11 protein-coding genes are annotated in these 11,124 nt (G+C 55.8%); 5 read left to right on the top strand and 6 right to left on the bottom strand.

The annotated features are described in order from the left end of the window. Nucleotides 1–86: 86 nt before the first annotated feature. The 5 genes from NW844_RS09685 to NW844_RS09665 form a co-directional block, all read right to left on the bottom strand. Nucleotides 87–407 (bottom strand): KGK domain-containing protein, encoded by a 321-nt coding sequence (locus NW844_RS09685; RefSeq protein WP_414335191.1) that lies wholly within the window; start codon nucleotides 405–407, stop codon nucleotides 87–89. A 29-nt stretch (nucleotides 408–436) separates the two neighbouring features. Continuing rightward, nucleotides 437–808, bottom strand: a complete 372-nt coding sequence (locus NW844_RS09680) for a KGK domain-containing protein (RefSeq protein WP_414335190.1) — start codon at nucleotides 806–808, stop codon at nucleotides 437–439. Nucleotides 809–843: 35 nt separating this feature from the next. Further along, a complete protein-coding gene (locus tag NW844_RS09675; protein ID WP_414335188.1) occupies nucleotides 844–1,233 on the bottom strand; it encodes a KGK domain-containing protein in 390 nt (129 codons plus the stop codon). A gap of 60 nt (nucleotides 1,234–1,293) precedes the next feature. Beyond that, entirely contained in the window at nucleotides 1,294–3,819 is a 2,526-nt protein-coding gene (locus NW844_RS09670) for a dynamin family protein (protein WP_414335187.1), read from the bottom strand. 88 nt (nucleotides 3,820–3,907) lie between these two features. Beyond that, nucleotides 3,908–4,567 carry an SDR family oxidoreductase gene (locus tag NW844_RS09665; protein WP_414335185.1) on the bottom strand — a complete coding sequence of 220 codons (660 nt, stop codon included), beginning with the start codon at nucleotides 4,565–4,567 and terminating at the stop codon, nucleotides 3,908–3,910. Between the two features lie 169 nt (nucleotides 4,568–4,736). Here NW844_RS09665 and pruA point away from each other — a divergent pair, with 169 nt between their 5' ends. After that, on the top strand, nucleotides 4,737–7,691 hold the full coding sequence (gene pruA / locus NW844_RS09660; protein WP_414335183.1) for an L-glutamate gamma-semialdehyde dehydrogenase: 2,955 nt from the start codon (nucleotides 4,737–4,739) through the stop codon (nucleotides 7,689–7,691). 18 nt (nucleotides 7,692–7,709) lie between these two features. Here the strand turns inward: pruA and NW844_RS09655 are convergent, their stop codons facing one another. After that, nucleotides 7,710–8,762, bottom strand: a complete 1,053-nt coding sequence (locus tag NW844_RS09655; RefSeq protein WP_414335182.1) for a CsgG/HfaB family protein — start codon at nucleotides 8,760–8,762, stop codon at nucleotides 7,710–7,712. A gap of 314 nt (nucleotides 8,763–9,076) precedes the next feature. Between NW844_RS09655 and NW844_RS09650 the strand changes: the two genes are divergently transcribed. The 4 genes from NW844_RS09650 to gloB all read left to right on the top strand — a co-directional run bounded on the left by NW844_RS09650 (nucleotide 9,077) and on the right by gloB (nucleotide 10,949). After that, entirely contained in the window at nucleotides 9,077–9,256 is a 180-nt protein-coding gene (locus NW844_RS09650) for a 50S ribosomal protein L32 (protein WP_414335180.1), read from the top strand. 115 nt (nucleotides 9,257–9,371) lie between these two features. After that, on the top strand, nucleotides 9,372–9,788 hold the full coding sequence (locus tag NW844_RS09645; RefSeq protein WP_414335178.1) for a J domain-containing protein: 417 nt from the start codon (nucleotides 9,372–9,374) through the stop codon (nucleotides 9,786–9,788). 132 nt (nucleotides 9,789–9,920) lie between these two features. Beyond that, complete coding sequence (locus NW844_RS09640; protein WP_414335177.1) at nucleotides 9,921–10,184, top strand: DUF3143 domain-containing protein; 264 nt, start codon at nucleotides 9,921–9,923, stop codon at nucleotides 10,182–10,184. A 6-nt stretch (nucleotides 10,185–10,190) separates the two neighbouring features. Beyond that, nucleotides 10,191–10,949 carry a hydroxyacylglutathione hydrolase gene (gene gloB / locus NW844_RS09635; protein WP_414335175.1) on the top strand — a complete coding sequence of 253 codons (759 nt, stop codon included), beginning with the start codon at nucleotides 10,191–10,193 and terminating at the stop codon, nucleotides 10,947–10,949. Nucleotides 10,950–11,124: the final 175 nt, after the last annotated feature.

Here is an 11,124-nt window from a genome sequence, read left to right as displayed (position 1 = left end):
CAGCGGAAGCCATCCCTTTGGAAGACATACTCCCGCACAGATGCTGGGATCGGGAGCCTCTCACCAGGTTTTTTCTCTTTCATCCATTACTCACCTGTATTGCGAAAACTATCTAGTTCGGAGTCTCGAGATGGGCTATCGGGAATAAACTCGAGACAAACTTTAAGGGATACCTTTCCCTCAGACCAATCCCTTCTAGGCTGTAAGATTCGGGATTTTACTCCCTCTACTAAAGCTCTAATTTCTACGTGAACCTTTTTTGAGCGAAGGTGGCTATTTGTTCGTGCAATATCTGCAAGAAGGTAATCAATAATTGCACTGTGCAAAACACTAGGAAGATAGATTTGGTCGCCAATCGCAACGGCAGTTTCTTTATCATCTACTTTGAGAAGTATCGAGTCAAGCATGTCTTGTTTCCTAGTGCTAACAGACCTGGCTAATCGGCATCCTTTCGAAGGTCATCCAGAGAAGATCCATCGCTTGCTGATCCTGGATCTTCTGGCTCAAACTCAACTATTAGCCTTACCCTAACTCTGCCATCAACCCATGGCAAGCTAGGACGTAAAAGTTTAGCAGGGATCCCTCTCGCATCAGTTATTTGGTAAAAATTGACCGAGCCAGAAATGTTTTTGGCTCTAAGTTTGTCGAATAAACGAGATCCAAAGTTATCATAAGCACTTTGCAAGCAAGCCCAAATAAACTCTTTTGAGTAGATCAGGCCTCCTCCTATATCAACGACGGTGTTTGGAGAAGCATCTATCTCGACAAAGCGATCTTGGCGATCTTGAGGTTGATCGTTGCTTGACACTGACCCAGCCTCCTAATGCATCCCGCTAACTTAAGCTACTCCTTGTCTGTGCGAAGGTCATCTAGAGGGGATCCATCACTACTTTCTGAGCCCGTACGCTCTGGCTCAAACTCTACAGTGATCCGCAATCTGACCCTGCCTTTCTCCCACTCCTTCTTACCCGGCACCAAGAGCTGACAGGTCAGGCCCTGATCAAACCACTTGGTTTCTTGCAGTAGCTTTTCTTCGGGTTTAGTGGCAAGAAGGCTACTGGCAATACTAATCAGGTTTTCCGGTGGGAGGATCCCCGAGGATCTCAAGGCTGCAATAAACAAGCGATTGAGCTCTTCCTTTTTGGCCAAATCCTCTTGGGCAGCTTTGACCAGGCTAGCAACCTTGAAAGTTTTCTCCCCTACAGAGAGGATCCCTTCTAAGTATTGCTGCAAGGGCAGGGACTTAGGCAACAAAACTTCACCTCCTCAAATAGTAGGGAGAAACAAACTGCTTTATCTCAGATCGTCAAGTATGCTGTCCAGCTCGGGGAAAATCTTACCTAAGTCAGAGATCTCATCACTCGGCTCACTTTCGCTCGCTGGCTGCTCGGAAGAACCTGCTGAGCTGTCAGCTAATTCACCGGTCGAAGAAGGTTTCAGTAAAGAAATCGAGGGCAAAAGTTCACGACCTAGGCCCATAGCCTGTAAGCATAGGTTAATCCCAGAAACGGCTTGGTTGTAGCTATCGATCTTTGCTTCTAGATCCCTTAGACGCTGTTGGTTTAAGGTAATTCTTTCTTCTGCTTCCTTTCTAAGTGTCGCTTCCATAAATTGCTTTGCTTCGGGATACTTTTGCAGAATTTCATCAGCCACTTCCTTAGCAACGGGCAAGAGCTGAGTCTTGAGGGTATTGTTGGTTTCTTGCCGGAAGTTAGAGCGTATTGTCTGGCTGACTTTGGGCTCAAAGTCAAGCTTCAGCAATTGCCGGATCCCCGGCTCCGCATCTCGAATAGCGGAAATATCGTAGGACTGAGATGTTTGCTTTAAAACTTCCCGGAACTGGTAAATGGAGAAAGTGCCCTCGTCATAGAAGCGAGGACTTTCTCTTAGATACCGATCGCACTCTTTTCGAGCGCCGCTGACTAATGCAGTGCAAACTTTTTCCTTAACCTCTAGTAGTTTTTTCTCTAGATCACCGTCGGATCCCAGTAGGCGAAACAACTGCTTGTAGTAGTCTGCACTGCGTACCCGATCGATAATCCGCCGGAAGGAGTTCTCCACAACTGTGGTGGCAGACTCGACCAGTATATCCTCTAGGTGATTCGATAGGTAGTAAAGGGCCTCAACCAGCACAGCCAAAAAGGGAGCTGTGGAGTTACGGTGGTGGATGCGAACAGCTTGGCTATAGGCACTATCTATTGAGAATGTGTCCAGAAGCTCATCCAGCCTACGCACCATCTTGGCCTGCAGCCTTCGGAAGTCATACTCAAACTCTTTATCCGTTCCGTCGATAATTTCACTAACCATAGTTTGAATGTGTTCATCAAACTCTTGACCAATCCTATTCAACTGCTGATTAATAAGCATTAACTCATGGGCAATCATGCTATCGACTTCTCTGGGTTGGCTGTCTAGGTCTCCATAAAGATCTAGGTAGGACTTTCTGAGCTCAATACACAGAGGCTGCAGGTCATCGGCAAGAGCTATAAACAACTGCGGGCGCTTTTCTTCCTTCAAATAGCGAGTAATCCCACTGAGAAATTCTTCTATGCCGCTATCTTTGATCATGTACTCAATCAAGGGCTTGCCCCACTCGCTTAGAATTCGAACGTAGTTATCGATAGGAGTCTCATAGCCGTGCACCGAAGGGCGGAAGGGGGATCCCACAAGCCTGCCTGAGGAGCTACAGTACTTGACAAATTCGCTAATAAATTGAGGTGTCTGCTCTCTGCCACCTAGCTCTTTTATACTTTCTGCAAAAATGGTATCCAGACCAAACCTTGTTTCTCGAGTCGTTTCCCTGATCTGCGAGCCGTAGAAGCCAAGCAGGGCACTAGTTTTAAATAGGCGGGCTTGACGAAACTGCTGGTCAATGATGGTCTCTAATCTCTGCCTTAGCTGGGAGTTGTACCAAGTTTCATCAATGCGGTTGAACACATAAAAAACTCGATCGCGAATACTTTCGCTACTTTGGATGTGCTCAATGAGTTCTGTTTCTTCTTTAGTCAGCTCACCTGTTGTAGCACACTTGAGGACACAGACAACTGCGGAAGTGTTTGGATCGGCAATTTTTTGATAGGTGCGCTCGGCATCCGCTTTAACCGGAGCATCAATTCCAGGGGTATCGACAATAACGTTTCCGTCTTCTAATAGAGGATGATGGCAGTAGTACTCAATCTTCCGCAGAACTGCACTATTGGCACCGCGCCGCGCAAAACTGGCCGCTTCTCTTAGGTTGCCAAGGTTAAGCTGTTCCATCGAAAATACTCTGTTTTCGGTTGGGTGAATTCTGGCGCGGTTTTGCTGGAAACCTTCAATTAATAAGCGCAGCGCATCTGCCTGCTTTGCTCGTTCCGACTTACTTTTGCCGCCCTCCTGCTGAACAATGGCCTCAGCCTGCTCTTTTAGGCGATTGAGGGTGACTTCCTCTAGGTTGTTGCCGCTGGGTAGGGCTAAGCCCAAGCGAGTGCAGAAGGCAGCCATCTGTTCCTGCACCTGCCGCTCGCTGAGGAAGGTGAGTACTACCCTCTCGGCGTCAGGCTCTGCATAGGAGATGTAGCACTCTGTCCCTGTGGCGTGTCCTTCAGCGCTATAGAGAAGCTCCCTTTCTAACAAGGCGTTGATCAGCATCGACTTGCCAGCGCTAAAAGCACCGGCAAAGACAATCTCAAAAGTTGGGGAAATAGCCTTGCTCAGTGAAGCCTGAACTCGGGTTGTATCTTGCTTTGCTGAGAGCGTGGGATCCTGCTGCCAAAGGTTTAGAATCGTTTCAACATGCTCCCGTAAGTTCTCACACTGAGGCAAGAGTTGCACAACCATCTCAGGGACCTCCGCTAGGGCTGCGGAGATTATAACGCCCTCAGCCTCGGGCGTGAGATCCCTATACTACTTTTCTTCCGACGGGGCCCTAGCTTGCTAGGGCAAAGAGGTCACTCCACTCCCGCCTGGGAACGCCGGGCTTAGCGATGATCTCGAAGATGCGGTTTTTTGCTGCCGGCTGAAATAGGCTTTCAACAGCCACTTGAGCTACTTTGAGGCGAGGGATGCTGCCCTCGAAGAGAGTGTCAGCTTGGGAGAGGACAATGCCATCCTCGTTGTCCTGGTTTTTCAGGCCCCCTGGCCGAATGATGGTGTAGGTGAGGCCGCTGTTTTGCAAGTATTCTTCGGCTCGTTTTTTCCACACCAAGATCAGCCAAAACAGGTTGAGGGGGTGGAACAACTGGGACACGCACAGAGAAGAAATCAAAACAAAGTGTTGGATCCCTTGGGCTTTGGCCACATTCACTAGGTTCTTGGTGCCTTCATAATCCACTCGGTAGGGCTGCAAGGGATCCCAACTGGGCCTAGCTCCTGTAGCACAGAGTACCACCGTGCATCCCTCCATGCCGGCCCTTAGCGTGGCCGGGTCCAGCACATCTCCCACCACCACTTCCGCTTCGGGGGGCAGAACCTGTGCGGCCAGCTCGCGGCTGCGCACCAGCGCCCGTACCGGGATGCCGCGGCCCACCAACTCTTTGACGATGCGCCGCCCCGTTTCTCCCGTAGCCCCTGCAACAAAAGCCCGCATAGCTCTCCTGTATCCAAATGGTTTTAACTGTTTTGCTCGTGGTGTTTAAGGCCCCGCAGTGGCCCTGTTAGGGCCGTCGAAACTATCATCTTTATCAAAATCTAGCTCAGGCTCAATCCCGCCCGTGACAGGATAGTGGGATCCCGCCAGCTCTACTTCCGATTGCCCTATGGTTGCCCAAGCTGCTCCTCTCGCCTATGAGGCTCAAACCCAAGCACTTGCCCAGTCTCTGTTGAATTCCGTTCGGGGCGAGGGGAGATCCCTGCTGGCCCAATGGCGGGATCAACTGCGTTGGGAGGACAGGCTGCTGGCCTGGGCGATGGAGAACCCCCATTTGCGCACCCAGTTGTTCCGCTTGATCGATGTTTTGCCCAGCCTGAAAAGCAAAGCAGAGATGGCTCGCCATCTTCAAGAGTATCTCTTGGATCCGGCAGTAGAGTTGCCGGGGATACTGAAAAACCTACTCAACTTTGCCGACCCCCATTCTCTGCCTGGACAGTTGGCCGCCAGCACCCTCACCGCTGCTGTAGAAGCCCTGGCCCGTCGCTACATTGCCGGAGAAACCCTGCAGCAGGTGAGCCAAACGCTGGAAACTCTGCACCGCCAAGGCATGGCTTTTACCCTGGATTTGCTGGGGGAAGCCGTCCTCACCGAAGCCGAAGCCCAATCCTACCTGGAGCGCTACCTACAGGCGATGGAGCAATTGGCAAAGGTGGTCAAAACCTGGCCGCAGCCGCAGCCTATGCCCCAAGTGTCGGTGAAGCTGACGGCCTTCTATTCCCAGTTCGACCCCATCGACCCGGCAGGGGCCAAAGCCAAGGTGGGAGAACGGATCCGCATCCTGTTGCGCCGGGGCGAGGCCCTGGGAGTCGGGATCCACTTTGATATGGAGCAGTACCGCTACAAATCCCTTACCCTGGCCATTTTACAGGAGCTGCTGCTGGAGCCGGAGTTCCGCAGCCGCACCGACATTGGCCTGACCCTACAAGCCTACCTGCGGGATAGCTACACCGATTTGCAAAACCTGATCGCCTGGGCCAAAGAGCGGGGATCCCCGGTGACGGTGCGCCTGGTCAAGGGCGCCTACTGGGATCAAGAGACCATCCTGGCGGCGCAAAAGCACTGGCCGCAGCCGGTTTACAACGACAAAGCCGCCACCGACGCCAATTTTGAGCGCCTGACCCAGCTTTTGTTAGAGCACCACACCCATCTGCGTGCCGCCATTGCCAGCCACAATGTGCGTTCTCAGGCCAAAGCCATTGCCATCGCCCAGGCGCTGGAGGTACCTCAGTCTGCTTTTGAGCTGCAGGTGCTCTACGGCATGGCCGACCCCTTGGCCAAGGCCCTGGTGCAGAAGGGACAGCGGGTGCGGGTGTACTGTCCCTATGGAGAGCTGCTGCCGGGCATGGCTTATCTGATTCGGCGTTTGCTGGAAAATACCGCCAACACGTCCTTCCTGCGGCAAAGTGTCCAGGGCTACGACGCCGAACAGTTGTTGGCCCCCCCTGTCTTGGAGGAGGGATCCATGTTTCAGCCACCTTCCCTCTCGTTTGTCGCGGCTGCCGATACGGATTTCAGCCAGCCCCAGCAGCGGGATCCCTTTTTTCAGGCCCTGCAAAAAGTTCAAACGCAACTGGGCCAGACAGTTCAGCCCTGGATTGCCGGAGAATATCGCCCAACCCGACAGTCTATTCCTTCTTTAAACCCTGCCGATCCCGAGCAAGTGGTGGGTGAGATTGGGTTGGCCAGTCCCGCACAGGTGGAGCAAGCCCTGCGGGCGGCCCAGGCCAGCTTTCCCCGCTGGCGGCGCACGCCTGTGGCCGTGAGGGCGGGGATCCTGCGGCGGGTGGCGGAGCAAATCGAGGCTCAACGGGCAGAGCTGGCCGCCTGGATGGTGCTGGAGGTGGGCAAGCCCATCGCCCAGGCCGATGGGGAGATTTCCGAGGCCATCGACTTCTGCCGCTACTACGCCCAGCAGATGGAGGCTCTGGATCGAGGACGGGCGTGCAACCTGCCCGGCGAAACCAACCATTACCACTACCAGCCCCGCGGTGTGGCGGTGGTGATCGCCCCTTGGAACTTTCCTCTCTCCATCCCCTGTGGCATGGCGATGGCGGCTTTGGTGGCTGGAAACTGCGTGCTCCTCAAGCCGGCAGAGCAATCTTCGCTGGTCGCCGCCAAGCTGGCAGGCTTCATCCTCAAGGCCCTCGCCGAAGCCGGGATCCCGGAAGGCGTCTTTCAATTTCTGCCAGGAGTTGGGGAAGAGATCGGCCCTCTCCTGGTGCAAGATCCACGGGTACATTTGATTGCCTTCACTGGATCCCAGGCGGTGGGCTGCCAGATCCTTGCCCAGGCGGCGCAATTGCAACCGGGACAGCACCACATCAAGCGGGTGATTGCCGAGATGGGCGGCAAAAACGCCATCCTTGTGGATGAAAGCGCCGACCTGGATCTGGCGGTGAAGGGGGTGGTTAACTCTGCTTTTGGCTACAGTGGCCAAAAATGCTCCGCCTGCTCGCGGGCCATTGTCTTGCAGTCGATCCACGACCTGTTCTTGGGGCGGTTGATCGAGGCGGTGCGGTCGTTAAACGTGGGGGATCCGGCTCATCCTAGCACCCAGGTCGGCCCGGTGATCGATGCCGAGGCCCAAGCCCGCCTGCAACAGGCCATTCAAGCGGCCCAAGCCTACGCCCGCTTGGAACTCAGCCTGCCCGTGCCGGAAAAAGGCTACTTCGTCGGCCCCACGGTGTTTAGCCAGGTGGATCCCCAATCGGAACTGGCACAGCGGGAGCTGTTTGGACCGGTTCTGGCGGTGATTGCGGCAGCGGATTTCTCCTCTGCCCTGGAGCTGGCCAATGCCACTCCCTACGCTCTCACCGGCGGCGTCTACAGCCGCACTCCTTCCCACATCCAACAGGCCCGCCAAGACTTTGCTGTCGGCAACCTCTACATCAACCGCGAGATCACCGGCGCTTTGGTCGAGCGGCAGCCCTTTGGCGGCTTCAAGCTCTCCGGCGTGGGATCCAAAGCCGGTGGCCCCGACTACCTGCTGCAATTTCTGGAGCCGCGCACCGTTACCGAAAATATTCAACGCCAGGGCTTTGCCCCGATTGAAGGGTCTTGAAGATAGAGCGTTGGGAGTTTACTGGAGAGGCTTGGCTACATCTCCCACCTTAAAGCCAGAGCCGCTGAGAATGCGGCCCACACTGGATCCCTGATCCACCTCTGTCAGTTGAATTTGGCCGGCTGGCTCGGTCAATTTGCGCAGGACTGCTCCTGTGGCCGGATCCTTAACCTCGCGAACGACGCGCTCCACAGAAAGGATCAGGCCCACGCGATAGCCGTCGCGGCTGCCTTTGTTCAAGATCACCTGATTGCCGTAGACATCCGCCACCAAGGCATCGATGGTCGGCAAAGAGCGGGGCTGGGCCGCCAAGCGACTGGCAAAACCGGCCAACTGCTGGGCAATTTGCTCCACCGCCTGCTGGCTGGCCAAAACCAGCAGCTTTTCTTCGTTGCTGGTGGCGGATCCCCCGCCAAAGCCGGCAACCGTGACCGTGCTATCCGACTGGCTGGCGTTGCCCCGGCCCTCGACCACGGCCAAGATCTCGGCCGTGCTGGTGCTCACCAGGCGGGCATTGAGCTGCACGTTGGCATCGGCATCCACCGACTCGGCCCCCACCGCCAGCGGAAAGCTGCCGAAGGGGGTTAAGACCGGCGCCCCACCGCCGGAACGGCGCACCGACACATCGAACTGGGTAACACTGCCGAGGATCACCGCATCGACCCCGAGGATCCGGCCCACCTGAGCGGCGGTGTTGGCATCCAACCGCCCCGATAGCCCCAAGTTCTGCTCGGCCAAGATCGCATCCAGCCGCGAGCGCTCGATAACAGAAAAAGTGCCATCTCTCACCAGCCGATCCACCAGCAGATCGCTCACCCCCCGGGAAGCCTCGCGCAGGCTGTAGGAATTGCTGAGGCTGCTGAAATCAAAATCCAAAACCGCAACGCGCGGGCGAGTGCTGGGTTGAGGCGCTTGTCCTACCTGGCTGGGGGCAGAGAGATTGCAGCGAAGGTCTTGGGGAAACTTCTGGCACAGCTCCGGATTGGTGGATTGGGCAGCCACTGGGATCCCCGTCCAACCCAAGCTCAGCAGCGGGATCCCGAACAACAAGATGGAAAAGAGGTTGCGCATGGTTGAGCGATCTCCTGGATCGAGGAAGTGGCCACAGTCCATTCTTAGCTTGCACCCAAAAGAGCTTCCGGGGGGTGACCGATATCACCTGGCCGCCTGTTCCAGAAGATGTCCCATACTCTATCGACTCCAAGGCTGCCGGGAAAAGGGATTGAGAAGGTTTGCGTAGAAGAGTTGACCCATCTCAACCCTATTGTGCGGAGATGCTCGCTCTCTCTGGAGTCAACTGCTAATAGACTACTTGACGAAACAAAGCCGGGATCGACGGTGCAAGCTCAGTGCTAGCCTAGTAAGGCTGTGTTCTTGTACAAGCTATGGCTGTTCCTAAGAAGAAAACCTCGAAAGCCCGCAGTCGCAGGCGGTATGCCGTTTGGCTGGGCAAAGCCAAGCTCCAGGCCCAGCGGGCAATGACCATTGGGCGTTCAATTTTGAGCGGTCGCAACACCGGCTTCTACTACCCCAAAGCCAAGTCGGAAGAAGAGGAAGAAGAATAGAGCCATGCTCAGGGGATCCCGACGGCTGGCCAAGTGATTACACTGGATCAAAGCTCAGCTCCTTGGAGAAGCGTTCTGCTGTCCCCACCGTCTCACTTAGTCGAGATCAGCTTGCATGCGCTCGTTGACTTCCCTCACCTACTACCAACGGTTGGGCCTGTCTCCAGGGGCATCTCCTGAGGCCATTCGGCGGGCCTATCGGCAGTTGAGCAAACGCTACCACCCCGACACTTCCCCCCTGGCCCCGGAAGTGGCCATTCGCTGCTTCCAAGAGCTGCAGGAAGCTTATCTCGTGCTCAGCAACCCGGCAAAACGGGCCATCTACGATGCCAGCCTGCGGGCGATGACGACCAACATGGGCTCCCTCAGTATAACGGGATCCTCAGATCTGGATTCTCTCGAGCTGCGCATGGAAACCCGGCCTCTCTCGGCGGGCGAGCTCTGTGCCCTGCTGCTGATGGGATCCACCTTCGTGGCGTGTTTGGTGTTGGCGGTTGCTTTGGCCTGGCTACGGGAGGGCGGGGTGGGCTAACCAACTCCGGTTGCTTGGGGATGAGGTTCAGACAAAGCGCTCGGAGCCTCCCACGGATCAAGTGCTTGAATGGAATAGGCTGTTAACTTTTGTCTAGTTTGACGGCTTCTCTGCGCGCGTTTGAATCTCACCATGCCTTTGCCCCCTGCCACCACACCTCTCTACAATCACCCGCTCCACGCCATCGAACGCTGGCTGGAGGAGCAAGGCTGCACCCGCGACCCAAAGGATGTGGAGCAATGGTTTTGCGAGCGGCCGGGCTGGAAAGCCTGCCTGCGCCTAGAAGAGACCAGCATCTGGGTGCGCTACACCTACCCGGATGGCAACACGAAAACCCTGTCTTTCCCCTACTCCCTCAGCCGCCAGGATGTAGAACAGGCCATTTTTGAGGACTAGCTGGCCATGCGCATTCTGCAACTGCCTGCCCTGCGCGACAACTACATCTATCTGCTCTACGATCCCGAGACGGCAACGGCAGCAGTGGTGGATCCGGCAGTGGCCGAGCCCGTGCTGGACAAATTGGCCGAGCTGGGGGCGGAGCTGGTGGCCATCTTCAACACCCACCACCACCACGACCATGTGGGGGGCAACCTGCAACTTGTGGCCCGCTACCCCCGCGCCGTCGTCTACGGCAGCCAGGTGGATCGAGGGCGGATCCCTGGCCAGAGGGTGGAGCTGCAGGCGGGAGAGACGGTGGAATTTGCGGGCCGGCAGGCGAAGGTGCTGTTTGTGCCCGGCCATACGCGGGGACATGTTGCCTACTACTTCCCCGAAAGCGGGGATCTCTTCTGTGGCGATACTCTGTTTGCTGGGGGATGCGGGCGGCTCTTTGAGGGCACCCCAGAGCAAATGCTGGGATCCCTGGATCAACTGCGCCAGTTACCTGAACCGACGCGGGTGTGGTGTGCCCACGAATACACCTTGAACAACCTCAAGTTTGCCTTGACGGTAGATGGCGACAACCCCGACTTGCAGGCGCGCTATCAGCAGGTGGTGGCGCTGCGCCAGGCGGGATCCCCGACGGTGCCCAGCACCATTGGCGAAGAGCGCCGCACCAATCCTTTTTTGCGCTGGGATCAGCCGGCTCTGCAGGCGGCCACCGGCGTTCAAGATCCGGTGCGGGTTTTTGCGCGGCTGCGGGGTATGAAGGATCAGTTTTGACACTTTTCTTTTGATTGACAACTTTTGGCAATTTCTAAGAGAGCTAAGGCATACTGTCGGGGGGACTGCCTCTAGCTACTCCCTGCAGATCTATGTCTTGCCCCGACTGCCCAGCTCTGGCCGCCTTTCTGCAAGAGCCAGGGCGCTTGTTTCTCTGGCTGCCCACTCCTCATAC

This window comes from Synechococcus sp. H55.2 (genome assembly GCF_047462495.1).
Lineage (GTDB): Bacteria > Cyanobacteriota > Cyanobacteriia > Thermostichales > Thermostichaceae > Thermostichus.
This window is presented reverse-complemented; position numbering and strand designations above follow the sequence as displayed.

Bases quoted from the DNA above. Each gene is read 5' to 3' on its own strand.
- NW844_RS09665 (WP_414335185.1), bottom strand. From the start codon at position 4,567: ATGCGGGCTTTTGTTGCAGGGGCTACGGGAGAAACGGGGCGGCGCATC.
- NW844_RS09670 (WP_414335187.1), bottom strand. From the start codon at position 3,819: ATGGTTGTGCAACTCTTGCCTCAGTGTGAGAACTTACGGGAGCATGTT.
- NW844_RS09640 (WP_414335177.1), top strand. From the start codon at position 9,921: ATGCCTTTGCCCCCTGCCACCACACCTCTCTACAATCACCCGCTCCAC.
- pruA (WP_414335183.1), top strand. From the start codon at position 4,737: ATGGTTGCCCAAGCTGCTCCTCTCGCCTATGAGGCTCAAACCCAAGCA.
- NW844_RS09650 (WP_414335180.1), top strand. From the start codon at position 9,077: ATGGCTGTTCCTAAGAAGAAAACCTCGAAAGCCCGCAGTCGCAGGCGG.
- NW844_RS09655 (WP_414335182.1), bottom strand. From the start codon at position 8,762: ATGCGCAACCTCTTTTCCATCTTGTTGTTCGGGATCCCGCTGCTGAGC.
- NW844_RS09685 (WP_414335191.1), bottom strand. From the start codon at position 407: ATGCTTGACTCGATACTTCTCAAAGTAGATGATAAAGAAACTGCCGTT.
- gloB (WP_414335175.1), top strand. From the start codon at position 10,191: ATGCGCATTCTGCAACTGCCTGCCCTGCGCGACAACTACATCTATCTG.
- NW844_RS09645 (WP_414335178.1), top strand. From the start codon at position 9,372: ATGCGCTCGTTGACTTCCCTCACCTACTACCAACGGTTGGGCCTGTCT.